A 25,299-nucleotide genomic window follows, 5' to 3' on the forward strand; every position below is an offset into this window, starting at 1 on the left:
ACCAGGGGCCCCCGGTCTCCCAACAGGACGCCGGACAATTGCCCGATTTGTCGGGTTGTTGTCCATACCTTGGACAGTTGGTGGCCGAAAACAGCCCACCCGAAGGGCCGGACCGGGCCCCGCGACCGGCTCCGCAGCCTCCTTGACCACGGACTGAGACGCGACCGGGCGGCATGTGAGACGCGATCGAGCCGCCCGTAAGACACCGGAAGACACCGGGCCGCGTAGGACGGCGGGGCGCCCTACGGCTGGCGCAGCCGCTTCGCGAACTCCGCCGACGCGGCGGCCGGGTCGTCGGCCTCCGTGATCGCCCGCACGACGACGACGCGGCCGGCTCCCGCCTCCAGCACCTCGTCGAGATTGCCGAGGTCGATGCCGCCGATGGCGAACCAGGGGCGGTCGGTGCCGAGGGCGGCGGTGTGGCGGACGAGGTCGAGGCCGGGGGCGTGGCGGCCGGGCTTGGTGGGAGTGGGCCAGCAGGGGCCGGTGCAGAAGTAGTCCACGCCCTCCTGAGCGGCGGCCGCGGTCGCCTCGGACTCGGAGTGCGTGGAGCGGCCGACGAGGACGTCGTCGCCGAGGATCGCGCGGGCGGCGGGCACCGGAAGGTCGCCCTGGCCCAGGTGCAGGACGTCGGCGCCGGCGGCGTGGGCGACGTCGGCACGGTCGTTGACCGCGAGGAGCTTGCCGTGCCGGGCACACGCCTCGGCGAAGACCCGCAGGTGGTCGAGTTCCTCGACCGCCTCCATGCCCTTGTCGCGCAACTGGACGATGTCCACCCCGGAGGCCAGCACGGCGTCCAGGAACTCGGCGAGGTCGCCCTGGCGCCTGCGGGCATCGGTGCACAGATAGAGCCGGGCGTCGGCGAGCTGGGTCCGGGCGGTGGCTCCGGTGACGGTGTCGGACATGCGGTTCCCCCTGTGATCGGGTGGCCGGGCGGGTGGCGTCGGGCTGCTGCCGGACGGTGGCACGGTAGCCGGAGCGGGGCGGGACGTCTTTGGGCCGGTGGCGGGAGCGCGGGGCGGCGGGCCGTGCCGGGTGGTGGTCGGGCGGCTCCCGGCTACCGGAGCGCGCCGGCCGCGGGGCCGTGAGGCCGTGAGGCCGTGGGCCGGCACTGGATGGTGGCGCAGCGCGGTGAAGGAGCGCCACAGGGGTCCCGGCTCCGGGCTCCCGGCCCCGGCTCCGGGCTCCCGGCCCCGGCTCCCGGCTCCCGGCTCCCGGCTCCCGGCTCCCGGCTCCCGGCTCCCGGCTCCCGGCTCCCGGCTCCCGGCTGAGCGTGCCGGGCCGCGGCGCCGTGCGGCCGCCCGGGCCGCCGCTGGGACGACGGCGCCGCCCGCTCGACGGCGCGGCAGAGGCTCGCGCGGCCGCAAAGTCTCACGCGGGCCGCAACGGCCTGGGTCGTCAGCCGGGCGCTGCGGCGGCGACGGCGTCGCGCACCGCAGGGCCCGGCCGCACTGCGGACGGTGTTCGGTTCAGACGGCGAGCGCCTGGGCGCGGCGCTTCACCTCGGTGCCGCGGTTCTCGCTCAGTGCCTGCGCGGGCGTGCCGGGCAGGCTCGGGTCGGGAGTGAAGAGCCACTCCAGCATCTCTTCGTCCGTGAAGCCGTCGTCCCGCAGGAGGGTCAGGGTCCCGGACAGGCCCTTGACGACCTTGTCCCCGTCGATGAAGGCGGCGGGGACGTGCAGCGCGCGGTTCTCGCCACGGCGTACGGCGATGAGCTGGCCCTCCTTGACCAGCTGCCGGACGCGTGTCACCTCGACGCCGAGTTGTTCGGCGATGTCGGGGAGGGTGAGCCAGGCGGGCACGAGAGCATCGATCTTTGCGTCAATCTCGGTCACGGGAACAAGCCTGCCATCTGCCACTGACAGTCGGAAGCCAGGCCGGTCCACCTGGGCGGAGCCGTCGGCCCCGACGCGCTATGCCACCGCCGCCTTCATCGGCCGTGTCGCGTCCACCAGCAGCTGCGGGTTCATCCGGGTGCCCGCCTCGATCAGCCGCCGGCCCTGGGCGAGATCCCTCGGTCGGCCCACGGCCAGCAGGGCGACCAGGCGGTCGTCCCGCAGCCAGCAGACCGACCAGGCCGGGCCCGACGGTTCGCCGCGCCACAGCGTCGTGTCGGCGGCGGGGTGGTGGCCGGCGTACTGGACGAAGCGGCCGAACTGCTCGGACCAGAAGTACGGCACGGGGTCGTAGACGGCGGGCGGCTCACCCGTGGCCTCGCCGAGGATGTTGGCGGCGACCGTGCGCGGGCCCTGCAGGGCGTTGTCCCAGTGGTGGACCAGGAGGCGCTCGCCGTACCTGCCCGAAGGGAACGAGGCGCAGTCACCGACGGCGTACACGTCCGGCACCGAGGTGCGCAGGTGGGAGTCGGCGACGACCTCGTCGTGCGCGCCGAGCTCGATGCCCGAACCGGCCAGCCATGCGGTGGCGGGCCGCGCCCCGATGCCGACCACCACGGCGCCAGCCGGGATCCGCGAGCCGTCGTCGAGGACGACCGCGCCGGGCTCGACGCGCTCCACACGCGCGTGCGTCCGCAGTACGGCCCCGCTGTCCGCGTACCAGGAGGTCATCGGCGCCGCCACCGCCGCGGGCAGCGCACCCGCGAGCGGTCGGTCGGCGGCCTCCACGACGGTCACCGCGCAGCCCGCCTCGCGCGCGGCCGTGGCGAACTCCGCACCGATCCAGCCCGCCCCGACGACGACGATGTCGTGCTGCCGTGCGAGCACCGGCCGCAGCCGCTCGGCGTCGTCCAGGGTGCGCAGCAGATGCACCCCCGGAACGCCTTCCGCACCCGGCAGCCGGATGGGTTCGGCGCCGGTGGCGAGCACGAGGACGTCGTACGGGACGGCCCCGGCCTCGGTGTCCAGCTCGTGGTCGGCGGAGCGCACGCCCAGCACCTCGCGCCCCAGCCGCAGTTCGATGTCGAGGGCGTCGAAGTCGACGTCGAAGGCGGAGCCTTCGGCGTTGCCGAGCAGGACGGCCTTGGACAGCGGAGGCCGGTCGTACGGCTGGTGGGGTTCGGCGCCGATCAGCGTGACCGTGCCGGTGAAGCCCTGTTCGCGCAGGGCGACCGCGGTCTGCACCCCGGCCATGCCCGCGCCCGCGACGACCACGCGTCGCGCCTGTGACGTGCCCTGTTGCTGCGTCTGCTCGCTCACCTGATCACCATAGACAACTGACAATTCGTCAGTCAGGGGGCGTGCTCAGTGACCTGCTCCACAACACTCGTGCCCCGACCCGCCTGCGACTCCCACTCCCAGCTCTCCGCCAGGCGCACCCGCCCGTCGGGCAGGTCGGTCACCGTCGACACACAGTGGCCCGACGACGTCGTCCCGTCGCGCTTGAGCTGCACGTACCGGAAGTCCAGCCGGTCACCTGCCCTGGTGCCGACCAGATACCCGCGCACGACGTCGCCGCCCGCGTACTCCGCCCAGATCTCACCGTCCTTCTCGTGGTAGGTGAACCGGGTGCGGGTACCCACCTGACCTGGGGCTTGGTCGGCCACGGGGGCGAGGACGAGTCCGTCGAGCGAGCGGGCCACGGGCACGGGCTCCCTTACTGAGGTCTGCGGCGTCGGGCTAGGGTGGCCAACGTAGAGCACTCGCGGGAGCCCGGACGCACCGGGCTGAGAGGGAGGCTGGCGGCCTCCGACCGTACGAACCTGATCCGGGTCATGCCGGCGAAGGGAGGGGCTGGACGCCCATGTCGCGTACGCGAACGTCAGACGTCCTTGTCATCGGGGGCGGAATCATCGGGCTCGTCACGGCGTGGCGGGCCGCGGGACGCGGGTTCACGACGGCCGTCGTGGATCCCGAGCCGGGCGGCGGCGCCGCCCAGGTGGCGGCCGGGATGCTGGCCGCCGTCACGGAACTGCACTACGGCGAGCAGACGCTGCTGGGTCTGAACCTGGCCTCGGCCCGCCGGTACCCGGACTTCGCCGCCGAGCTCACCGAGCTCACCGGCCATGACCTCGGCTACCGGCGCTGCGGCACGCTCGCCGTCGCGCTGGACTCCGACGACCGGGCCCACCTGCGGGAACTGCACGCCCTGCAGCGCCGCTCGGGGCTGGAATCCGAGTGGTTGTCGGGGCGTGAGTGCCGGCGCCTTGAGCCGATGCTCGCGCCGGGGGTGCGCGGCGGGCTGCGGGTGGACGGCGACCACCAGATCGATCCGCGGCGGCTGGCCGGGGCGCTGGTGGCCGCGTGCGAGCGGGCCGGTGTGGTCTTCCACCGGGCCTGGGCCGAGCGCTTCGACGTCGTACGGGACCGGGCCGCCGGCGTGACCACGGCGGACGGCACCCAGCTGCGCGCCGGCCAGGTGGTCCTCGCCGCCGGCAGTCGCAGCGGGCTGCTGCCCGGGGTCCCGGACGACGTGCTGCCGCCGGTGCGCCCCGTGAAGGGCCAGGTGCTGCGGCTGACCGTGCCGAAGCGGTACGCGCCGTTCCTGAGCCGGACCGTTCGGGCCGTGGTACGCGGCAGCCAGGTGTACCTCGTGCCGCGCGAGAGCGGGGAGCTGGTCGTCGGGGCGACGAGCGAGGAACTGGGCTGGGACACGACGGTGACCGCGGGCGGGGTGTACGAGTTGCTGCGCGACGCCCACGAGTTGGTGCCGGGCATCACGGAGCTGCCGCTCACCGAGACACGGGCCGGTCTGCGCCCCGGCTCCCCCGACAACGCGCCGCTGCTCGGCCCGACCGAGCTGACGGGGCTGCTGCTGGCCACCGGCCACTACCGCAACGGCGTGCTGCTCACACCGGTCACCGGCGACGCCATGGCGCACGTCCTGGCCACCGGTGAACTCCCCGAGGAGGCCAGGGCGTTCACGCCCAGGCGCTTCAGTCCCGCCGCACTCACGGAGCAGCCCGCATGAACACCCCGGTCAGGCCGGTCACCATCTCGGTCAACGGCGAGCGTCGTCAGATCGAGTCGGGCACGGCTCTCGACACGCTCGTGAAGTCCCTCACCGCGGCGCCCTCCGGGGTGGCCGCCGCCCTCAACGAAACCGTCGTCCCGCGCGCCCAGTGGCCGTCGACCCCCCTCGCCGACGGGGACCGTGTCGAGGTCCTCACCGCCGTCCAAGGAGGCTGACCATGGCCGACGATCCCTTTGTCATCGGCGACTCGTCCTTCACCTCCCGCCTGATCATGGGCACGGGAGGGGCGCCCAGCCTGGAGGTGCTGGAGCGGGCGCTGGTGGCGTCCGGGACGGAGCTGACCACGGTCGCGATGCGGCGGGTGGACCCGTCGGTGCACGGCTCCGTTCTGTCCGTCCTGGACAGGCTCGGCATCCGGGTGCTGCCGAACACGGCGGGGTGCTTCACGGCGGGTGAGGCCGTGCTGACGGCCCGCCTCGCGCGCGAGGCGCTCGGTACGGATCTGGTCAAGCTGGAGGTCATCGCCGACGAGCGGACCCTGCTGCCGGATCCGATCGAGCTGCTGGACGCGGCGGAGACGCTGGTGGACGACGGGTTCACCGTGCTGCCGTACACCAATGACGACCCCGTGCTGGCCCGGAAGCTGGAGGACGTCGGCTGTGCGGCGATCATGCCGCTGGGGTCGCCGATCGGCTCCGGACTCGGCATCCGCAATCCGCACAACTTCCAGCTGATCGTGGAGCACGCGCGCGTGCCCGTGATTCTGGACGCGGGCGCCGGTACGGCGTCGGACGCGGCGCTCGCGATGGAACTGGGTTGCGCGGGCGTGATGCTCGCCTCGGCGGTGACACGGGCCCAGGAGCCGGTGCTGATGGCCGACGCGATGAGGCATGCGGTGGAGGCGGGGCGTCTGGCCCGCCGGGCCGGGCGAATTCCGCGCCGCCACTTCGCGGAGGCGTCGTCGCCGGTGGAGGGCATGGCACGGCTGGACCCGGAGCGACCCGCGTTCTGAACGCACGTTCGACGTAAGCCTTTCACTCGTGAGGTGTGCGTCACAGGTCGGCTGCAGTCCCGCCCCGATCACGGTCGGGGCGGGAGGTGTGTCGGTGTCGGCTCGTAGACTCACCCGCGTGGATACGACCCTTCAGGACCCTCTGGTCGGGCAGGTGCTCGACGGCCGGTATCGCGTGGACGCGCGGATCGCGGTCGGCGGGATGGCCACGGTCTACCGGGCCGTGGACACCCGCCTGGACCGCGTGCTCGCGCTCAAGGTGATGCATCCCGCGCTGGCCGTCGACGGGGTGTTCGTCGACCGGTTCATCCGCGAGGCGAAGTCCGTCGCCCGGCTCGCGCACCCCAACGTCGTCCAGGTCTTCGACCAGGGCACCGACGGGTCCTACGTCTATCTCGCCATGGAGTACGTCGCGGGCTGCACCCTGCGCGACGTGCTGCGCGAGCGCGGGGCGCTCCAGCCCCGGGCGGCCCTCGACATCCTGGAGCCGGTGCTGGCCGCGCTCGGCGCCGCGCACCGCGCCGGGTTCGTGCACCGGGACATGAAGCCGGAGAACGTCCTGATAGGGGATGACGGCCGGGTCAAGGTCGCCGACTTCGGACTCGTACGGTCCGTGGACACGGTCACCAGCACCACCGGTGCCGTGCTCGGCACCGTCTCCTATCTCGCGCCCGAGCAGATCGAGCAGCCCGGAGCGGCCGACGCCCGGGTCGACGTGTACGCGTGCGGTGTCGTCCTGTACGAGATGCTCACCGGCGACAAGCCGCACGACGGGGACTCCCCCGCCGTGGTGCTCTACAAGCACCTCCACGAGGACGTCCCGCCGCCCTCGGCCGTGGTGCCGGGGCTGGCGTACGAGCTCGACGAGCTGGTCGCCTCGGCCACCGCGCGCAACCTGGACATCCGCCCGTACGACGCCGTGGCACTGCTCGCACAGGCCCGGGAGGCACGCGCCGCGCTGACCGCGGAGCAGCTGGACGCCGTACCCCCGCAGGCGCTCACGGCCGAGCGCAGCAACGCCGACGACCGCACGAGCGTGATCCCGCGCGCACTGTCGATCCAGCGGCCGCTGCCCGTGAACGAGGACGAGCCGGACCCCCGGGCCGTCTTCAACAGGACCAGTCGACTGGAGACGCCCCCGCCGCCGGTACCCCACCGCTCGCGGACCTCGCGCCGGCCGCGCGGCCCGCTGGTCGTCGTGGCCGCCGTCCTGCTGGCACTCGGCCTCGGCATCGGCATCTGGTACATCAACTCCGGGCAGTTCACCGAGGTGCCGCCGCTGCTGTCCAAGACCGAGGCGCAGGCGCGGGAGAGGCTGCAGGAGGCCGGGCTCGACGTGGGCAAGGTGGAGCGCGCCCACAGCAACACCTTCCGGCGCGGCACCGTCATCACCACGGAACCGAAGTCGGGCGCCCGCATCCGGCACAACGACGCCGTGAAGCTGATCGTCTCGCTGGGCCCGGAGACCGTGAAGGTGCCGGACCTCCAGGGTTACAAGCTGGACAAGGCGCGCGCGGTGCTGAAGGACAGCGGTCTCGAACCGGGCATGAAGACCGAGACGTTCGACGAGGACGTCCCCAGGGGCTTCGTGATCTCCTCCGATCCGGGTGACGGCGCCAAGGTCCGCTCCGGCTCCGCGGTCGCGCTGAGCGTCAGCAAGGGCAGCCCCGTGGACGTCCCGGACGTCACCGGCGAGAGCCTGGCCGACGCCAAGGCCGACCTGGCGGGGGCCGGCCTGAAGGTGAAGGTGGCCTCCGCGCGGGTCAACTCCGAGTTCGACGCCGGCCAGGTCGCCCGCCAGTCGCCGCCGGAGGGCAGGCAGGTCGCCGAGGGCGACACGGTGACGCTGACGCTGTCCAAGGGCCCGGAGATGATCGAGGTGCCGGACGTGGTCGGCGACAGCGTCGACGACGCCAAGGCCGAGCTGGAGGCCGCCGGTTTCGCGGTCGACGAGGACCGCGGTCTGCTGGGGTTGTTCGGGGACACCGTCAAGCGGCAGTCCGTGGAGGGCGGCCAGAGGGCCCCCAAGGGCTCGACCATCACGATCACCATCCGCTGAGCAGGGCCGTCACGGCCACCGGTGACGGGGCGGCTCTGACCTCGTGACACCCTGAACGGGTGAGAAGTCAGCAGTCCGGCCCCACCCTCGCGGGCCCCTCCCGCAACCCCGTCGGAGGCCATGTCCCCGTGGCCGGCGGCCTCAGCTCCGTCGGGCTCGGCTACGCCCACGACCTCAAGGCCGAGGCGGTCCAGGTCTTCGTCGCCAACCCGCGGGGCTGGGCGACGCCCGCCGGGAATCCACGGCAGGACGAGGAGTTCCGCGCGGTGTGCGAGGCCGAGTCCATCCCGGCGTACGTGCATGCGCCCTACCTGATCAACTTCGGCTCGCACACCGAGGCCACCGTCGAGAAGTCGGTGGAGTCGTTGCGGCATTCGCTGCACCGCGGCCGGCAGATCGGCGCGCTGGGCGTGGTCGTGCACACGGGCAGCGCGACCGGCGGCCGGGAGCGGTCGGTGGCCCTGAAGCAGGTCCGGGAGTCCCTGCTCCCGCTGCTCGACGAGCTGACCCATGACGACGACCCGTACCTGTTGCTGGAGTCCACCGCGGGCCAGGGCTCCTCGCTCTGCTCGCGGACCTGGGACTTCGGACCGTACTTCGAGGCACTGGACGCCCATCCCAAGCTGGGGGTGTGCCTGGACACCTGCCACATCTTCGCCGCCGGCCACGATCTGACCGGCCCGTCCGGTATGCACCAGACGCTCGACCTGCTGGTGGACACCGTCGGCGAGGGCCGGCTGAAGCTGATCCACGCCAACGACTCCAAGGACGTCGTGGGCGCCCACAAGGACCGCCACGAGAACATCGGCGCAGGTCACATCGGTGAGGACCCGTTCCGCGCGCTGATGACCCACCCGGCCACCGAGGGCGTACCGCTGATCATCGAGACTCCAGGCGGCAAGGAAGGGCACGCGGCGGACGTGGAGCGACTGAAGAAACTTCGGGACGCATAGCCCTTGAAGGGATACGCCATGATCGGCCGCGCCAAGGGACACGCGGTGGTGCACCGGTACCACCACTGACGGCCACCGGGAAGGCCGGGGTCAGAGCTCGGGGCCGTCCCCGGGTTCCTCCTGGTACGAGTAGCGCTGCTCTTTCCACGGATCGCCGATGTTGTGGTAGCCGCGCTCCTCCCAGAAGCCACGGCGGTCGGCGGTCATGTACTCCACGCCGCGGACCCACTTGGGCCCCTTCCAGGCGTACAGATGAGGGACGACCAGGCGAAGGGGGAAGCCGTGCTCCGCCGTGAGCAGTTCACCGTCCTTGTGGGTGGCGAAGATGGCACCCTCGGAGGCGAAGTCGGCCAGGCGCAGGTTGGAGCTGAACCCGTACTCCGCCCACACCATCACATGGGTGACGGCCGGGGCGGGCGGGGCGATCTCCAGGATCGTACGGGCGGGAATGCCGCCCCACTCCGCGCCGAGCATGCTGAACTTCGTGACACAGTGCAGATCGGCCACGACGGTGGTGTACGGCAGTGCCGTGAACTCCTCATGGGTCCAGCAGTGCTTCTCGCCGTCGGCGGTGGCCCCGAACACCCGGAACTCCCAGCGCTCGGGACGAAACTTGGGAACCGGCCCGTAGTGCGTGACCGGCCAGCCACGCTGCACTCGCTGCCCCGGCGGAAGTTCGGAGTGTGCCCCTGCTCCACTTTCGCGCTCCACCGGCTGACCCATGACTCCATCCTGACAGACCCGGGGCGGTGCACCGGACCACCCTCCCCCCAATTCAGCCCAAAATGGACTAAGCATGCCCTTACTTACTAAGTGAAGACTTACTGGACGATCTTCGCTGCCGGTGCAATCATGCGGCGCAACCTGCCAGTTCCCCCGCTTGGAAGGAGCCTCTGCGATGCAGGGCGACCCCGAGGTCCTCGAATTCCTGAACGAGCAGCTGACCGGCGAGCTGACGGCGATCAACCAGTACTGGCTGCACTACCGGATCCAGGACAACAAAGGCTGGACCAAGCTCGCCAAGTACACGCGTGAAGAGTCCATCGACGAGATGAAGCACGCGGACAAGATCACCGAACGCATTCTGATGCTGGACGGCCTGCCGAACTACCAGCGGCTCTTCCACGTCCGGGTCGGCCAGACCGTCACCGAGATGTTCCAGGCCGACCGACAGGTCGAGGTCGAGGCCATCGACCGGCTCAAGCGGGGCATCGAGGTGATGCGCACCAAGGGCGACATCACCTCGGCGAACCTCTTCGAGGCGATCCTGGAGGACGAGGAGCACCACATCGACTACCTGGACACGCAGCTGGAACTCATCGACAAGCTGGGTGAGGCGCTGTACCTCGCGCAGCAGATCGAGCAGCCGAGCTGATCCGAACGACGGACCCTAGGCCGCGTCCTCCAGCTCGGAGAGCACCGGCCGGCCCTGGTCGGCCAGATCCCGGCGCGGGCACGATCCCCTGCCCAGAATCGCCTGGATACGGCGCACGCACGACCCGCAGTCGGTACCCGCCTTGCAGGCGGAGGCGATCTGGCGGGGGGTGCAGGCGCCGCGCTCCGCGTGCTGCTTCACCTGCTGCTCGGTGACACCGAAGCAACTGCAGACGTACACGCGGTTCACCTCCCGCCGGGGTTCGATAAGTCGTGCCGTACCGATTTACCGAGGGGCCCTCTTGATCGGTGAGGCTAACCTAACCTTACCCGCCGCACAGGAGCCGCAAAAGTGGGAGGGGGCGCGGATCGCATGTGATCCGCGCCCCAATTCCGGCCGAGGTGGCAACCGACCGGTTACTGGTCCCGGTACATCTCCGCCACGAGGAACGCCAGGTCGAGCGACTGGCTCCGGTTCAGGCGGGGGTCGCAGGCGGTCTCGTAGCGCTGGTGCAGGTCGTCGACGAAGATCTCGTCGCCGCCGCCCACGCACTCGGTGACGTCGTCACCGGTGAGCTCCACGTGGATGCCGCCCGGGTGGGTGCCGAGCTCCTTGTGGACCTCGAAGAAGCCCTTCACCTCGTCGAGCACGTCGTCGAAGCGGCGGGTCTTGTGACCGGAGGCCGCTTCGAAGGTGTTGCCGTGCATCGGGTCGGTCACCCAGGCCACCACGGCACCGGAGGCGGTGACCTTCTCGACCAGCTCGGGAAGCCGGTCACGGATCTTGTCGGCGCCCATGCGGACGATGAAGGTCAGCCGGCCCGGCTCGCGCTCCGGGTCGAGGCGGTCGATGTACTGCAGCGCCTCCTCGGCCGTCGTGGTCGGGCCGAGCTTGATACCGATCGGGTTGCGGATCTTCGACGCGAACTCGATGTGCGCGCCGTCCAGCTGCCGGGTGCGCTCACCGATCCACACCATGTGCCCAGAGACGTCGTACAGGTGGCCGGTGCGGGAGTCGACCCTGGTCAGGGCGGACTCGTAGTCGAGCAGAAGCGCCTCGTGCGAGGCGTAGAACTCGACCGTCTTGAACTCCTCCGGGTCGGCCCCGCAGGCGTGCATGAAGTTCAGCGCGTTGTCGATCTCGCGGGCCAGCTGCTCGTAGCGCTGGCCGGACGGGGACGACTTCACGAAGTCCTGGTTCCAGGCGTGCACCTGACGCAGGTCGGCGTAGCCGCCGGTGGTGAAGGCGCGCACCAGGTTGAGCGTGGAGGCGGACGCGTTGTACATCCGCTTCAGCCGCTCGGGGTCCGGGATCCGGGCCTCTTCGGTGAAGTCGAAGCCGTTGACGGAGTCGCCGCGGTAGGTCGGCAGCGTGACGCCGTCGCGGGTCTCGGTCGGCTTGGAGCGCGGCTTGGAGTACTGGCCGGCGATACGGCCGACCTTCACGACCGGCACCGAGGCGGCGTACGTCAGCACGGCGCCCATCTGGAGCAGGGTCTTGAGCTTGTTGCGGATGTGGTCGGCCGACACCGCGTCGAAGGCCTCGGCGCAGTCGCCGCCCTGGAGGAGGAACGCCTCTCCCTTGGCGACGGCCGCCATCCGGGCGCGCAGCTGATCGCACTCGCCCGCGAAGACGAGCGGCGGATACGACTCGAGGTCCGCAACGACTGCGCGCAGAGCCTCAAGGTCGGGGTACTCGGGCTGCTGCGCCGCGGGCAGGTCTCGCCAGGTGTTGCCAGCGCTCGCGCTGGTCTTAGCGTTCACGGTCACGCACTCAACATTACGGGGTCGTGTAGGGCCTCCCGCCCCATGCCCAACAATTGAGACACGGGGTACACGACCCGGACATGCGGTAGGGTCCCTGGCATGTTCGCGCACTCGATCCAGAACTGGTGGTGGACCGCTCATCCGGCGGCCCACTGACTGCGCGTACGCAAGACTTCGCGAAGGCCGCCCGAGGGGCGGCCTTCGGTGTTTCCCGGGTCCGTTCCTCTCCCACTGAGTACCACCGAGTCTCACTGAGAAGGAGCACGGACCCATGAACCTGCTCGGCTTGCTGGACGACCCCCGCCCGTTCGCCCTGCTGCGCAGACGCGCCCCTGGCCAGGACCACGAGACGGTCGAGGTCCTCGTCGGCCCGGTCGCCGCGCACGACCGTCTGGCCGACCTCCCCGACGAGGGCCTGGCGCTCGTCCCCTTCCGCCAGATCCGCGAGCGCGGCTTCGACGTCCGCGACGACGGCACGCCCCTGCTCGTGCTCGCGCCCGAGGAGTCGTACCGCGTCCCGCTCGCCGACGCCCTGGCGCAGCTTCCGTCCCACGAGGTGCGGGTCGAGGGCGGCGGCTTCGACGTGGCCGACGAGGAGTACGCGGAGATCGTCGGGCGGGTGCTGCGGGAGGAGATCGGGCGCGGCGAGGGCGCGAACTTCGTGATCCGGCGGACGTACGAGGGGGAGATCCCGGGGTTCGGGCGGGCCGACGCGCTGGCCCTGTTCCGGCGGCTGCTGGAGGGTGAGCGGGGCGCGTACTGGACGTTCGTCGTGCACACCGGGGACCGGACGCTGGTCGGGGCGAGTCCCGAGGTCCATGTGCGGATGTCCGGCGGGACCGTCGTCATGAACCCGATCAGCGGGACGTACCGCTATCCCGCCGAGGGGCCGACGCCCGAGCATCTGCTCGGCTTCCTCGCCGACGGCAAGGAGATCGAGGAGCTGTCGATGGTCGTCGACGAGGAGCTCAAGATGATGTGCACCGTCGGCGACATGGGCGGAGCGGTCGTCGGACCGCGGCTGAAGGAGATGGCGCATCTCGCGCACACCGAGTACGAGCTGCGCGGGAAGTCCTCGCTGGACGTACGGGACGTGCTGCGCGAGACCATGTTCGCGGCCACCGTCACCGGCTCCCCCGTGCAGAACGCGTGCCGGGTGATCGAACGGCACGAGGTCGGGGGGCGCGGGTACTACGCGGGTGCGCTGGCGTTCCTCGGCCGCGACCCGGGCGGCGCCCAGACCCTCGACTCCCCCATCCTGATCCGCACCGCCGACATCTCCGGGGACGGGCACCTGCGGGTTCCGGTCGGCGCGACCCTCGTGCGCGGCTCGGACCCGGCGAGCGAGGTCGCCGAGACCCATGCGAAGGCGGCGGGTGTGCTGGCGGCCCTGGGGGTACGTCCGTCCCGGCCGCGTGCCGAGCACACGCGCGTGCGTCTCGCCGACGATCCGCGCGTGCGTGCCGCGCTCGACGGGCGCCGGGCGTCGCTGGCGCCGTTCTGGCTGCGGATGCAGGAGCGGTCGCAGGAGCTGGGTGGCCACGCCCTGGTCGTCGACGCCGAGGACACCTTCACGGCGATGCTCGCGCACGTGCTGCGGTCGAGCGGCCTGGAGGTCACCGTCCGACGCTACGACGAGGAAGGGCTGCGGGATGCGGTGCTCGCGCACGGAGGTCCGCTCGTGCTCGGCCCCGGCCCGGGTGACCCGTCCGACCTCACCGACCCCAAGATGCGCTTCCTGCGTGACCTCACCGCCGAGGTCGTCGGCGGCCACCGGCACGGCGTCCTCGGCGTCTGCCTCGGGCACGAGCTGATCGCGGCCGAGCTGGGGCTGGAGATCGTACGGAAGGAGGTGCCGTACCAGGGGGCGCAGACGACGATCGACCTGTTCGGGCGGCCGGAGACGGTCGGTTTCTACAACAGTTTCGTGGCGCGCTGCGACGACGAGGCCGCCGCCGAGCTGGCCGCGCACGGCGTGGAGGTGAGCCGGAGTGCGTCGCACGAGGTCCATGCCGTGCGCGGGCCGGGCTTCGCCGGGGTCCAGTTCCACCCGGAGTCGGTCCTGACGCTGAACGGCGCCACCGTCGTACGGGAGCTGGTTGCTCAGCTGCGCGGCACGAGCACCTTCCGCGAGCGGCGGCCGGCCCTGTAGTCGAGGACGTCGTTCACCGTGGTCTCGATGAGCTGCCGGGTCTCCCGGCAGCAGGGGCACGGGCAGGCTGATCAGGCCGGACTCGGCGGGGAGCTGTTCCTCGGGGACGTGCCCGAGGCCGCTCCCCGTCCGTTGGGCGACGGGCCGCGTGTACGGCCCACCCTCCCGTGTCGCCGGGCGGGAAGCAGCCGAGGGGAACCGGCCGGTCGTCAGCCGAAGAAGACCTCGACCTCTTCGTACAGCTTCGGGTCCACCGTCTTCAGCTTGGCCGTGGCGTCCGCGATCGGGACCCGGACGATGTCCGTGCCGCGCAGGGCGACCATCTTGCCGAAGTCGCCGTCGTGGACGGCCTCGATGGCGTGCAGTCCGAAGCGGGTGGCGAGCCAGCGGTCGAACGCGCTGGGGGTGCCGCCCCGCTGGACGTGGCCGAGGACCGTCGTACGGGCCTCCTTCCCCGTCCGCTTCTCGATCTCCTTGGCCAGCCACTCGCCGACGCCGGACAACCGCACATGCCCGAAGGAGTCCAGCGACTCGTCCTTGAGGACCATGTCGCCGTCCTTGGGCATGGCGCCCTCGGCGACGACCACGATCGGGGCGTACGACGCCTTGAAGCGCGAGGTCACCCAGGCGCACACCTTGTCGACGTCGAAGCGCTGCTCGGGGATGAGGATGACGTTGGCGCCGCCGGCGAGACCGGAGTGGATGGCGATCCAGCCCGCGTGACGGCCCATCACCTCGACGACCAGCACCCGCATATGGGACTCGGCGGTGGTGTGCAGCCGGTCGATGGCCTCGGTCGCGATACCGACGGCGGTGTCGAAACCGAAGGTGTAGTCGGTGGCGGACAGGTCGTTGTCGATGGTCTTGGGCACGCCGACGCAGGGCACGCCGTAGTCGTCGGACAGGCGGGCGGCCACGCCGAGGGTGTCCTCGCCGCCGATCGAGATGAGCGCCTCGACCTCCTGCTTGGCGAGGTTCTCCTTGATACGGCGGATGCCGTCCTCCTGCTTGAGGGGGTTGGTGCGCGAGGAGCCGAGGATGGTGCCGCCGCGGGGCAGGATGCCGCGCACGGCGGGGATGTCGAGGCGGACGGTGTCGTTCTCCAGGGGGCCTCGCCAGCCGTCCCGGAAGCCCACGAAGTCGTAGCCGTACTCCTGTACGCCCTTGCGGACGACGGCTCGGATGACGGCGTTGAGACCGGGGCAGTCGCCGCCTCCGGTCAGTACTCCGACCCGCATGGAAATATCCCTTCGCCGCGGTTGCCTGGTGAGGCCACGCTAATGGTGAGCCAGGTCACACAGCGATGGGTCGGGACGGCAATTCCGGTGAATCGCCGGGTATTTGGTTTACGTGCCGTCAAGCGGACGGCCGATGGATCACTCGTCGTCGAGGCCGCGCTCTATCGCGTACCGCACCAGCTCCACCCGGTTGTGCAACTGGAGCTTGCCGAGGGTGTTCTGGACGTGGTTCTGGACCGTGCGGTGGGAGATGACCAGGCGTTCGGCGATCTGCTTGTAGCTCAGGCCCTTGGCGACGAGGCGCAGCACCTCGGTCTCGCGCTCGGTGAGCTGCGGGGCCTTCGGCTGGTCGGTGTCGGGGGCGGCCGGCGCGGGCTCGGAGGCGAGACGGCGGTACTCGCCGAGGACCAGTCCGGCCAGGCCCGGCGTGAACACCGGGTCGCCGACGGCGGTACGACGCACCGCGTCGAGGAGTTCCTCGGTCGAGGCCGACTTCAGCAGGTAACCGGTCGCCCCGGACTTCACGGCCTCCAGGACGTCGGCGTGCTCGCCGCTCGCGGACAGGACGAGGACGCGCAGGGCCGGGTTGTGGGCGACGAGTTCCTTGCAGACCTGGACGCCGGGCTTGGCGGGCAGGTTGAGGTCGAGCACGAGGACATCGGGGGTGGCGGCCTTGGCGCGGCGTACGGCCTGGTCGCCGTCGCCCGCGGTGGCCACGACGTCGAAGCCGGACTGGGCGAGGTCGCGGGCGACCGCGTCGCGCCACATGGGGTGGTCGTCGACCACCATGACCCTGACCGGGCTCTGCTGTCCGCTCGTGGTGTCCGTCATCGCTGCTCCGCCTTCCCCCGTGAAGCGCTGCTGTCCTTCGGTACTTTCAGTTCCACTTCGGTGCCCTGCCCCGGCACCGAGATCAGCTCGGCGCTGCCGCCGAGGTCCCGCAGCCGCCCCCGGATCGACAGGGCGACGCCGAGCCGTCCCTCGCCCTCGGCCTGTGCGAGCCGGCCCTCGGGGATGCCCGGCCCGTCGTCCCGCACGGTGACGATCACCTCGTCGGGCTCGTCCTCGACGAGGATCCACGCGCGCGCCTGCTCCCCCGCGTGCCTGCGGACGTTGTCCAGGGCGGCGCCGACGGCCGCGGCCAGCTCCCGCGCGGCGGCGGGGGGCAGCGGCACGGGGGCGCCCGGCTCGGCCAGGTTCACCCTGGCCCCGGCGTAGGGGGCGAGCAGCGCCCGCAGATCGACGGGGCCCCCGGCGTCGTCGGACTCCTCCACGGCGCGTACGAGCGCCCCCTCGGCGGCGTCCTCCGAGACCCGCGAGACGGGCACCAGACCGCCCGAGACCAGGGTGCGCAGCGCCACCTCCTGCTCGCCGGCCATCCGGCCCAGCTCGGCCGCCTCACCCCCGATGACGGCGCCGCGACGCTGCACCATGGCCAGCACCTGCAGGACGCTGTCGTGGATGTCCCGGGCGAGCCGCTCCCGTTCCCGGGTCGCGGCCTCGATCTCCAGGGCGCGGGCGAGGGTGCGCTCGGAGGCGCGGGCGACCTCGACGACGTAGCCGATGGCGATGGAGGCGATCCAGACGAGCAGCACCATGTGGATGGTGTCGCGGGTGGGCACCCCGGAGCGTTCGATCAGGTTGGCGGCGGCGACCAGCGTGGAGGCGAACGCGGCCCAGCGCCAGCCGCCCTTGATGGCGAACGCCAGCACCGCGCCCGCGGTCCATATCGACGGCAGGGTCGGGGCACCGGCCTCGATCCGCTCGGGCGACTCGGCGAGCCGGGTCAGCAGGATGCCGGTCAGGGCGATGGTGAGGTCGACGGCGAGGAACCGCTTGGTGCAGCTCGCCGCGTTCGCGACCCTGGGCAGGGTGGCCAGCGTCCAGACGGCGAGGACGGCGTAGTAGCCGAGGGCGACCCACGGGCGGGCGACCTCGTCGTGGGCGCTGGCGAAGAGCCCGATCGCGTACACCAGCGTCAGCACCCGGTAGCCGGTGAGCGCACGCCACAGCGGCTGCTCGACCGACATCCTCATGACCCGCTCGCGCTTGGCCACTCGCCCCCACCCCTCGGCTCAGCTGCGGCCGACTCTATTCGGACTGTTCCTTCTTCTTCCGCGCCTGTTCCTTCTCGGCCTTGGCCGCCTCCGCGATCTGCCGCTTGGCGGCGGTCGCGTACATGTCGACGTACTCCTGGCCGGAGAGCTTCATGATCTCGTACATGACCTCGTCGGTCAGCGCGCGGAGCACGAACCGGTCGTGCTCCATGCCCTGGTACCGGCTGAAGTCCATGGGCTCGCCGATCCGGATGCCCGGCCGCATCAGCTTGGGCATGACCTGGCCCGGCGGCTGGATCTTCTCCGTGTCGATCATGGCGACCGGGATGACCGGCGCACCGGTGGCGAGGGCCACGCGCGCGAGGCCGCCCGGCTTGCCCCGGTACAGGCGGCCGTCGGGCGAGCGGGTGCCCTCCGGGTAGATGCCGAACAGTTCACCGCGTTCGAGGACCTCTATGCCGCTCTTGATGGCCGCCTCGCCCGCACCACGCGCTCCGGAGCGGTCCACGGGCAGCTGGCCGACGCCCTTGAAGAACGCGGCCGTCAGCCGGCCCTTGACGCCCGGGGTCGTGAAGTACTCGGCCTTCGCGATGAAGGTGACCTTGCGGTCGAGGACCGCGGGCAGGAAGAACGAGTCCGAGAACGACAGGTGGTTGCTCGCCAGAATCGCCGGGCCCTCGGCGGGAATGTTCTCCAGCCCTTCCACCCAGGGCCTGAAAGCGACCTTCAGCGGTCCCCCGATGGCCACCTTCATCGCGCCGTACAACAACCGAGTGCCTCCTGTGTCTGTAGATCAGACCTTAACCCGGGGCACTGTCGAAGAGTCCTACGGCCCTGGTCGGTGTCAGTGCGGTCGCGTACGGTGAAGCACACCCGGCTGTGTCGATGTGCGGCTCGGCCGTGTGGATCCATGTCGTTCCGCTCGTTCCCGCCGTCCTTCTCACGAACAGGAGACCGTAAAGGTGCCGGTCCTTCCTGGAGCCGAGCCGTACCGCCACGAGGGCGGGGAGGTCGGGGTGCTCCTCTGCCACGGCTTCACCGGGTCCCCGCAGTCGCTGCGTCCCTGGGCGGCGCATCTCGCCGAACGGGACTTCACCGTCTCGCTGCCGCTGCTGCCGGGACACGGCACGCGCTGGCAGGACATGGTGCTCACCGGCTGGCAGGACTGGTACGCCGAGGTGGACCGCGCCCTGCGTGACCTGCACGACCGCTGCGCATCGGTGTTCGTGGCCGGCCTGGGCGTGGGCGGCACGCTCGCGCTGCGCCTCGCGGCGAAGCACGGGGTGGACGTGGCCGGCGTGGTGGTGGTCAATCCGGCGAACAAGGTGCACGGCGTGTCCGCGCACGCCCTTGCGGTCCTGCGCCACCTCGTCCGGACGACGCGGGGAGTGACCGGGGACATCGCCAAGGGCGGCGTCGAGGTCGGGTACGACCGGGTGCCGCTGCACGCGGCCCATTCCCTGCGGCACTTCCACCGTCTGGTCGACGGCGAGTTGCCGCAGGTCACCCAGCCGCTGCTGCTTCTGCGCAGCGCGCACGACCACGTCGTGCCGGCGGCGGACTCGGCGCGGATCCTGAGCAGGGTGTCGTCCACGGACGTAACGGAGGTCGTGCTGGAACAGAGCTGCCACGTGGCGACGTTGGACCATGACGCGAACCGGATCTTCGAGGAGAGCCTCGGCTTCATCGACCGGCTCAGAACCGGCGCCGGCAAGGAAGGGACGAACGCACGTGGCTGAGCACGACTCCGACCGTGACAGACGCGAGGACCGCGACGATCGCGAGCCGGAAGAGCAGCACGTCCCGTTCGACGAGGACGCCGCCTGGGCGGCGATCGTCGCCGGATACGGCGAGGAGCCACCGGACCCGCCGGGTGCCAAGCCGTTCAAGTCGATCGAGGACCTGGCCCTGCTGGAGGCCGACACGAACGACGAGGCGGGCGCCGGGCCGGACGCGCAGTCCGGCGGCGCCGAGGGCGAGCGGGGCGACAGGGGCGAGCTGCCCAAGAGGCCCAAGAGGCCCGAGAAGCCCCAGAAGTCGCAGAAGTCCGCGGGGCCGGACAAGGCCGGGGAGTCCGGGGAGGCCGGGGGATCCGGAGAGCCCGGCAAGCTCGGAGACTCCGGGGAATCCGGGGAATCCGGGGAACCCGGGGACACCGGGGAACCCGGGGCGGACGAGCCGGTCAGGCCGGTCAAGCCGCTCGGCAGCTCCGTGTCCTTCGCTCCCGGTGTCGGCCCGCGCGACTACAGCCTGCCCGAGCCGTCCGAGGACGACTTCGACACCGACGACGAGGGCCACTTCGTACCGCCGGAGCCGCCACCGCTGCCCGACGCCGACCCGACCGCGAAGTTCGCCTGGCTCGGCGTGCTCGGCGGTCCGATCCTGCTGGTGCTGGCCGTCGTGTTCGGCTGGGAGATGACCTGGTGGCTGACCACGCTGGGCATCGGCGGGTTCGTGGGCGGGTCCGCCACGCTGGTCATGCGGATGAAGCCGGACGACGAAGAGGACGACGATCCCGGGCGGGGCGCCGTCGTCTGACCTACCCGTCCGCGGGAATGCGCAGGGCGGCCAGGACCGGAAGGTGGTCCGTGGCCGCCCTCAGGTCTGCCTCCGTCACCCCGGGGAGGTGCCCGGGGACACCGCAGCCGAGCACCTCGATGCCCTTCGTGGCGAAGATCGCGTCGATGCGCTGACGGGGGTCGGCCGGGGTCGAGGTGTACTCGCCGCCCCAGGGAGCGGTGGCCCAGCAGTCCTGGAGGTCCTCGGCCAGGCGGCGGAAGGTGCGGCCACCGGGGCGCTCGTTCAGGTCGCCACCGGCGACGGCGTGCTCCACGCCCAGGTCGGCCAGGTGGTCGAGGAGCATGCCGCCCTGGTCGTGGCGCTCGTCCTTCTGCAAGGAGAGATGGCAGCTCAGCACGCCGAGGCGGGCGCCGCCGAAGCGGACCACCGCCGTGGCGAAGCCGCGCCGGTGCAGCCCGGGGGTGAGCGGGAGAAGCACGTCCCGGGTGCGCTCCACGGTGGCCCTCAGGTTGCACAGGATCGCGGGACCCGCGGCCGTGGCACCACCGGTGAGGACGACGAGGTCGCAGGCGTGGGCGAGGTGGGCGAGCTTCTTGCGCCAGCGGAAGAAGCGCGGGGCCTCCTGGACCAGGACCAGGTCGGGGGCGCAGGCGGTGATCACCCCGGCCAGGGCGTCGATGTCGTCCCGCATCGAACGGATGTTGTAGCTCAGGACCCTGACGACCGCGGAACCGTCGAGTTCCGTGCGGGAATGGGGGAGCGACTCCATGTGGATCAATCTACGCCCCATGGCGCGGGGCGCGAGGCTCTGCGCGACAGCCGGCTCGTCGTGGCTTGTCGTGCAGGTCCCCGCGCCCCTGGGCCGGGGCGGTCCCCGGCGGACGAAGAAGAGCCTTACGCCTTACATGCCTTACATGATCGGGTCGGGCTCGCGGGCCAGGTCGGCCGCGCCCACCAGGCCCGCCTTGTTCCCGAGCTGGGCGGCGATGACATCCGCCACCGGGCGCCAGTTGCCGCCGACCAGCCAGCGCTTGTACGACTTGCGGATCGGGTCGAGGACCAGTTCGCCCTCGTCCGAGAGGCCGCCGCCGACGATGAAGGCGGAAGGGTCGAACAGGGAGGCCAGGTCGGCGAGGCCGGCGCCGGCCCAGCGGGCGAGTTCGCGGTAGGAGTCGACGGCGACCGGGTCGCCCTGGCGGGCGGCCATGGAGATGTGCTTGCCCTCGATGCCGTCGGGGGTGCCGTCGCCCATGCCGAGGAGGACCTCGGCGTTCTCCGGGGTGGCGTTGGCGCGCTGCTTGGCGTAGCGGACCAGGGCGCGGCCGGAGGCGTACTGCTCCCAGCAGCCCTGGCTGCCGCAGCCGCACAGCAGGCCGTCCGGCACCATGCGGATGTGGCCGAACTCGGCGGCCACGCCGTAGTGACCGCGGCGCAGCTTGTTGCCGATGATGATGCCGCCGCCCAGGCCCGTGCCGAGCGTGATGCAGATGACGTTGCGGTGGCCCTTGCCCGCGCCGAACTTGTACTCGCCCCAGGCCGCCGCGTTGGCGTCGTTCTCCACGACGACCGGGAGGCCGACGCGGGCCTCGACCTTCTCCTTCAGCGGCTCGTTGCGCCAGTCGATGTTCGGCGCGAAGTAGACCTCCGAGCGCTGGCGGTTGACGTAACCGGCCGCACCGATACCCACGCCGACGATCTCATGTCCGGCGTGCGCGCCCTCCACCGCGGTGGCGATGGCGTCCACGATGCCCTCGGGCGTGCCCGGGGTCGGCACCTTGTGGGTCGAGAGGATGTTGCCTTCCTCATCGACCACGCCGGCCGCGATCTTCGTGCCGCCGATGTCGACGCCGATGGTGAGTCCCATGAATCCCTCAGTTTCGGTCGAGCCCCGCTACGGCCAACCGTACCCGAGGCCCCCGCCCCGGGGTCCCGTCGTCCGCCCGGCGGACAGGGCACGGGGGCCCACCGGCGTCCGGCCGAGGTCCCCTTGGTTCGCCGGGGTCAGTCGAGGTCGATGCGCTGGCCCGGTCCGGCCTCGTCGCCCCGGTCCCGGCGCTCCTGGAGGTCGTGTCCGTCGCGCTCGCCGGTCGTCCAGCGCCGTTCCTGGGCCTGGACCGCGGAGCGGTAGGCGGCGAGGAGTTCGCTGCCGGCCGCGGCCAGGTGGTCGAAGACGTCCGGGTTGCGTTCGATGACCGGCTCGACGGCGGCCCTGGCCTGGTCGACGACCTGTTTGACCACCTGCTGGGCGGCGGGCCCGGCGACCGCGCCGAGCAGCGGGGACTGGATGTTCGACAGCTTGTCCGCGACGGTGTCGACGAGCTTGCGCAGTTCCTCGGCGGCCGATCCCGGAGGCGGGCCGTGCTGGGCCCGGCGGCGGGCCTTCTCCTGCGCGAGGTCCTCGGCACAGGCCGTCGCCCAGGCGTCGGCGTCGGACGCCCGCACCTCGTCGGCCCGCACCTCGTCGATCGCCTCGTGCTCTCCCCCACTCTCGGCTTCGCTCGACGAGCGGGGGGACTCCCACGCTTCGGACGGGGGGAGCTCTTCGCTCATGACGGACTCCTGACTACGGTTCGTCTCTCCGACGTTACCCGAACGGGCGTACCTGCCTCACCGGCTGCGCGGCCACAGGTCCGGATCCGGCGCGAACCGGATGCGCAGCTCCGCGTCCCGCAGCGCGGCCCCGTCCACACGGCATCTGCGCAGGGCGGACGGCAGCGGCACGATGCGCCGGAACTGCCCGGCGGTGACGACGAGTTCGTCGCCGCGCCGGACGAGGTCGAGTTCCTCGCGTACGGCGCCGGGCAGCGGGAGGTGCCAGACGAGGACGCCGTCCTCGGCGAGCCGGTCGGTGACGGGCCACTCGACGGTGGACGACGTGTCGTTGACGGCGGGCAGGGCGAGGGCTTCGAGGTCGTCGGTGCCGCGGGGGTCGCGGCCGAGGTGCGCGACGGCGTGGACGTGGTGGTGCTCCCGCCATTCCTCCAGGATCTTGCGCTGCTGGGTGACGGGCCCGGCGAGCCAGCTGCCGGCCGTCGCCTCCGTCTCCGGCAGGATCCGGTTGGCGATCAGCAGATCGGGGCGCAGGCCGCGCAGGGCGAGCGCGAGGGTGGCGGACCGTACGGCGTCGGCACCGCCCGGTCCGGGTTCGGCGACGAGCCGTACGACGGTGTCGCGGTCGGCGACGACGGCTTCGGCGGCGGCGAGTTCGACGTCCCAGCGGGCGGCGGTCTCGTACAGCCACTCCGCGGGCATCGGAACGCCGGCCAGCCGCCCCAGGACGGGGCGCAGGGCGCGGGCGGCCTGCCGCTCGGAGGGCAGCAGCCGACGCAGATAGCGGCGCAGTTCCTCGGGGAGCGACAGCAGGGCGAGGGCGTGCGGGGTGGCCGGGAGGTCGACGACGAGAAGGTCATGGGCCTCGGCGAGGGCGGCGTCCCGCAGGGCTCGCAGCAGGGCGAGTTCCTCGGCTCCGGGGAGGGGGGTGACCTCCTCCGGGTCGAGGCGGGAGGCACCGAGGAGGTCGAGGGCGGTGGTGGCGCGTTCCTGGAAGGCGGCGAGGTCGTCGCGGAAGCCGGCGGAGGCGTCGGGGCGCCAGGCGGTGAGGTTCGCGGCGACCTTGGTCGGGGAGACACCCGTGGGCACGCCGAGGGCGGCACCAAGGGTGTCGGTGCGGTCGGCGCCGAGGACCAGGGTTCTGGTGCCGTTGGCCGCCGCCGCGAGCGCGGTGGCGGCCGCGACAGTGGTACGGCCGCTGCCGCCCGGGCCTGTGATCAGGATGGTGCGCATGGGGGTGAACCGTAACGGACGCCGAGGTCAGGCCCGATTGCCGGTGGCCCGGTGCGGGCCGGGTGGGAGACACCCGACCACGTACCCCTCCCGCCCGGGGCCGAAGCGCCTACTTGCCCGACTCGACCCGCTTCTTCAGACCCGCCAGCGCCCGGTCGATGATGACCTTCTCGGCCTTGCGCTTGATCATGCCCAGCATCGGGATCTTGACGTCCACGGTCAGCCGGTAGGTCACCTCGGTGGAGCCCGCCCCGGCCGGCTTGAGGATGTACGAGCCGTCCAGCGAGCGCAGCATCTGGGACTTCACCAGGGTCCAGGACACCTCGTGCTCACCGCCCCAGGTGTACGCCAGCACCTGGTCATCCTTGATCGCGCCGGCGTCCATGACGAGACGGACCTGCTCGGCACGGCCGTCGGCGTCGGTCTTGAGGACCTCCGCCTCCTTCACCTCGCCGGTCCAGTCGGGGTAGCGGGCGAAGTCGGAGATCACCCCCATGACGTCGGCCGGTGCCGCCTCGATCGTGATGCTCGAGCTGGTGTGTTCCGCCATCGCCGTGGCTCCTCCAGATGCGGGCCGGTAAGAAGTCGTGGTGCGCACGCGTGCGCAGCGTGAAGGCTACCGCGCGCCCGACCGGCCGACTCCACCCCCACCTGCGCCGTCGTCGGGAAAGCGCCCACCGGGGCCGTCATCGGGCTCCCGCCGGGGCCCGGTTCACTCACCATTCCAGCACCCAGGGCTTCCCGGACCCGGCGAAGTGCCCGACGTTCACGCACTCCGTCGCCCCGATCCGCATCCGCCGCACCAGCGGCTGATGGACGTGCCCGAACAGGGAGTAACGGGGGCGGGTACGGCGGATCGCCTCCAGCAGCGCCCGGCTTCCGCGCTCGAAGCGCCGCGCCACCGTGTCGTACACCAGCTCCGGGACCTCCGGCGGGATGTGCGTGCACAGGACGTCCACCTCGCCCACGGCCTCGATCTTCGCGGCGTACTCCTCGTCGCTGATCTCGTAGGGGGTCCGCATCGGGGTCCGCAGGCCCCCGCCCACGAAGCCGAAGGTCCAGCCGCCGATCTCCACCCGTTCCCCGTCCAGCACCGTCGTGCCCGGACCGGCGTACTCCGGCCACAGGGGCGGCATGTCGACATTGCCGTAGGTGGCGTACGTCGGTGTCGGGAACGCCGCGAACATCTCGGCGTACTGCTTGCGCACCGCCTTCTCGATCACCGAGCGCCGGTCCGAGCCGATCCCGGCCCACAGCCGCGCCCCGAACTCCCGCGCCTCCTCGAAGCGCCGGGCGGTGCGCAGCTCCACGATCCGGTCGGCGTTCTCCACGCCGAACAGGTCGGGGAAGATGCCGCGCGAGTGGTCGGCGTAGTCGAGGAACAGCACCAGGTCGCCCAGGCAGATCAGGGCATCGGCGCCTTCGCCGGCCCTGGCCAGGTCGCGGGCGTTGCCGTGCACGTCGCTGACCACGTGTACGCGAGTCCTGTGGTTTCCGCTCGGTGTGGGTGCCATG

The 25,299-nt window shown here is 71.6% G+C and carries 27 protein-coding genes and 1 riboswitch; of the genes, 10 read left to right on the plus strand and 17 right to left on the minus strand.

From position 1 onward, the window contains the following. Positions 1–242: 242 nt before the first annotated feature. The 4 genes from thiE to ACFYNL_RS06870 form a co-directional block, all read right to left on the minus strand. Positions 243–905, minus strand: a complete 663-nt coding sequence (gene thiE / locus ACFYNL_RS06855; protein WP_388797820.1) for a thiamine phosphate synthase — start codon at positions 903–905, stop codon at positions 243–245. A 564-nt stretch (positions 906–1,469) separates the two neighbouring features. Next, positions 1,470–1,835, minus strand: coding sequence for an Rv2175c family DNA-binding protein (locus ACFYNL_RS06860; RefSeq protein ID WP_053671919.1), 366 nt, complete (start codon positions 1,833–1,835; stop codon positions 1,470–1,472). A 78-nt stretch (positions 1,836–1,913) separates the two neighbouring features. Beyond that, positions 1,914–3,155, minus strand: coding sequence for an NAD(P)/FAD-dependent oxidoreductase (locus ACFYNL_RS06865; RefSeq protein ID WP_388797823.1), 1,242 nt, complete (start codon positions 3,153–3,155; stop codon positions 1,914–1,916). Between the two features lie 32 nt (positions 3,156–3,187). Continuing rightward, positions 3,188–3,538 (minus strand): hypothetical protein, encoded by a 351-nt coding sequence (locus ACFYNL_RS06870; RefSeq protein WP_388797826.1) that lies wholly within the window; start codon positions 3,536–3,538, stop codon positions 3,188–3,190. Between the two features lie 52 nt (positions 3,539–3,590). Beyond that, positions 3,591–3,702, plus strand: a riboswitch (TPP riboswitch). Between ACFYNL_RS06870 and thiO the strand changes: the two genes are divergently transcribed. From thiO to ACFYNL_RS06895, 5 genes are all read left to right on the plus strand, one after another. Further along, on the plus strand, positions 3,700–4,866 hold the full coding sequence (gene thiO, locus ACFYNL_RS06875) for a glycine oxidase ThiO (RefSeq protein WP_388797829.1): 1,167 nt from the start codon (positions 3,700–3,702) through the stop codon (positions 4,864–4,866). It overlaps the preceding riboswitch by 3 nt. Further along, entirely contained in the window at positions 4,863–5,084 is a 222-nt protein-coding gene (gene thiS / locus ACFYNL_RS06880) for a sulfur carrier protein ThiS (RefSeq protein WP_388797832.1), read from the plus strand. Before thiO ends, thiS begins: the two co-directional genes overlap by 4 nt. Positions 5,085–5,086: 2 nt before the next feature. Then, complete coding sequence (locus ACFYNL_RS06885) at positions 5,087–5,881, plus strand: thiazole synthase (RefSeq protein WP_388797835.1); 795 nt, start codon at positions 5,087–5,089, stop codon at positions 5,879–5,881. A 118-nt stretch (positions 5,882–5,999) separates the two neighbouring features. After that, positions 6,000–7,940, plus strand: coding sequence for a Stk1 family PASTA domain-containing Ser/Thr kinase (gene pknB, locus ACFYNL_RS06890; protein ID WP_388797838.1), 1,941 nt, complete (start codon positions 6,000–6,002; stop codon positions 7,938–7,940). Positions 7,941–7,999: 59 nt separating this feature from the next. Further along, a complete protein-coding gene (locus ACFYNL_RS06895; RefSeq protein ID WP_388797842.1) occupies positions 8,000–8,893 on the plus strand; it encodes a deoxyribonuclease IV in 894 nt (297 codons plus the stop codon). A gap of 90 nt (positions 8,894–8,983) precedes the next feature. Here ACFYNL_RS06895 and ACFYNL_RS06900 read toward each other — a convergent pair whose 3' ends face one another. Beyond that, complete coding sequence (locus tag ACFYNL_RS06900; RefSeq protein ID WP_388797845.1) at positions 8,984–9,616, minus strand: sulfite oxidase-like oxidoreductase; 633 nt, start codon at positions 9,614–9,616, stop codon at positions 8,984–8,986. A gap of 175 nt (positions 9,617–9,791) precedes the next feature. On the opposite strand from ACFYNL_RS06900, the gene bfr reads away from it, so the two are divergent. Continuing rightward, a complete protein-coding gene (bfr, locus tag ACFYNL_RS06905) occupies positions 9,792–10,268 on the plus strand; it encodes a bacterioferritin (RefSeq protein WP_388797848.1) in 477 nt (158 codons plus the stop codon). A gap of 15 nt (positions 10,269–10,283) precedes the next feature. Here the strand turns inward: bfr and ACFYNL_RS06910 are convergent, their stop codons facing one another. Continuing rightward, positions 10,284–10,517, minus strand: coding sequence for a bacterioferritin-associated ferredoxin (locus ACFYNL_RS06910; RefSeq protein WP_388797851.1), 234 nt, complete (start codon positions 10,515–10,517; stop codon positions 10,284–10,286). 167 nt (positions 10,518–10,684) lie between these two features. Next, entirely contained in the window at positions 10,685–12,037 is a 1,353-nt protein-coding gene (locus ACFYNL_RS06915; RefSeq protein WP_388797854.1) for a class II 3-deoxy-7-phosphoheptulonate synthase, read from the minus strand. A 96-nt stretch (positions 12,038–12,133) separates the two neighbouring features. Between ACFYNL_RS06915 and ACFYNL_RS06920 the strand changes: the two genes are divergently transcribed. Then, positions 12,134–12,190 (plus strand): trp operon leader peptide, encoded by a 57-nt coding sequence (locus tag ACFYNL_RS06920; RefSeq protein WP_076973970.1) that lies wholly within the window; start codon positions 12,134–12,136, stop codon positions 12,188–12,190. Between the two features lie 115 nt (positions 12,191–12,305). Continuing rightward, positions 12,306–14,186, plus strand: coding sequence for an anthranilate synthase family protein (locus tag ACFYNL_RS06925; protein ID WP_388797857.1), 1,881 nt, complete (start codon positions 12,306–12,308; stop codon positions 14,184–14,186). Between the two features lie 209 nt (positions 14,187–14,395). On the opposite strand, the gene ACFYNL_RS06930 is transcribed toward ACFYNL_RS06925, so the two are convergent. From ACFYNL_RS06930 to ACFYNL_RS06945, 4 genes are all read right to left on the minus strand, one after another. Continuing rightward, positions 14,396–15,424: a 6-phosphofructokinase gene (locus ACFYNL_RS06930; RefSeq protein ID WP_388797860.1), complete on the minus strand. Its 1,029-nt coding sequence runs from the start codon at positions 15,422–15,424 to the stop codon at positions 14,396–14,398. A gap of 138 nt (positions 15,425–15,562) precedes the next feature. Next, a complete protein-coding gene (locus ACFYNL_RS06935; RefSeq protein ID WP_388797863.1) occupies positions 15,563–16,255 on the minus strand; it encodes a response regulator in 693 nt (230 codons plus the stop codon). Further along, on the minus strand, positions 16,252–17,481 hold the full coding sequence (gene macS, locus ACFYNL_RS06940; protein ID WP_388797867.1) for a MacS family sensor histidine kinase: 1,230 nt from the start codon (positions 17,479–17,481) through the stop codon (positions 16,252–16,254). The genes ACFYNL_RS06935 and macS overlap by 4 nt, the downstream gene beginning before the upstream one ends. 34 nt (positions 17,482–17,515) lie before the next feature. Next, positions 17,516–18,247, minus strand: a complete 732-nt coding sequence (locus ACFYNL_RS06945; RefSeq protein WP_388797870.1) for a lysophospholipid acyltransferase family protein — start codon at positions 18,245–18,247, stop codon at positions 17,516–17,518. Positions 18,248–18,443: 196 nt separating this feature from the next. On the opposite strand from ACFYNL_RS06945, the gene ACFYNL_RS06950 reads away from it, so the two are divergent. Continuing rightward, the gene (locus tag ACFYNL_RS06950; protein ID WP_388797873.1) at positions 18,444–19,220 is read left to right on the plus strand and encodes an alpha/beta hydrolase; all 777 of its coding nucleotides are present in this window, start codon (positions 18,444–18,446) and stop codon (positions 19,218–19,220) included. Continuing rightward, positions 19,213–20,019 carry a hypothetical protein gene (locus ACFYNL_RS06955; protein WP_388797876.1) on the plus strand — a complete coding sequence of 269 codons (807 nt, stop codon included), beginning with the start codon at positions 19,213–19,215 and terminating at the stop codon, positions 20,017–20,019. Before ACFYNL_RS06950 ends, ACFYNL_RS06955 begins: the two co-directional genes overlap by 8 nt. A 1-nt stretch (position 20,020) precedes the next feature. Here ACFYNL_RS06955 and ACFYNL_RS06960 read toward each other — a convergent pair whose 3' ends face one another. From ACFYNL_RS06960 to ACFYNL_RS06985, 6 genes are all read right to left on the minus strand, one after another. Then, on the minus strand, positions 20,021–20,770 hold the full coding sequence (locus tag ACFYNL_RS06960; RefSeq protein ID WP_388797879.1) for an endonuclease/exonuclease/phosphatase family protein: 750 nt from the start codon (positions 20,768–20,770) through the stop codon (positions 20,021–20,023). Positions 20,771–20,911: 141 nt separating this feature from the next. Then, the gene (locus ACFYNL_RS06965; RefSeq protein WP_388797882.1) at positions 20,912–21,865 is read right to left on the minus strand and encodes an ROK family glucokinase; all 954 of its coding nucleotides are present in this window, start codon (positions 21,863–21,865) and stop codon (positions 20,912–20,914) included. A 137-nt stretch (positions 21,866–22,002) separates the two neighbouring features. After that, the gene (locus ACFYNL_RS06970; protein WP_388797885.1) at positions 22,003–22,551 is read right to left on the minus strand and encodes a DUF5304 domain-containing protein; all 549 of its coding nucleotides are present in this window, start codon (positions 22,549–22,551) and stop codon (positions 22,003–22,005) included. A 57-nt stretch (positions 22,552–22,608) separates the two neighbouring features. Next, positions 22,609–23,784, minus strand: a complete 1,176-nt coding sequence (locus tag ACFYNL_RS06975; protein ID WP_388797888.1) for an ArsA family ATPase — start codon at positions 23,782–23,784, stop codon at positions 22,609–22,611. A 109-nt stretch (positions 23,785–23,893) separates the two neighbouring features. Continuing rightward, entirely contained in the window at positions 23,894–24,334 is a 441-nt protein-coding gene (locus ACFYNL_RS06980) for an SRPBCC family protein (protein ID WP_019755767.1), read from the minus strand. Positions 24,335–24,500: 166 nt separating this feature from the next. Further along, the gene (locus ACFYNL_RS06985; protein ID WP_388797891.1) at positions 24,501–25,298 is read right to left on the minus strand and encodes a metallophosphoesterase; all 798 of its coding nucleotides are present in this window, start codon (positions 25,296–25,298) and stop codon (positions 24,501–24,503) included. Position 25,299: the final 1 nt, after the last annotated feature.

It is taken from the genome of Streptomyces sp. NPDC007808 (assembly GCF_042868655.1).
GTDB lineage: Bacteria > Actinomycetota > Actinomycetes > Streptomycetales > Streptomycetaceae > Streptomyces.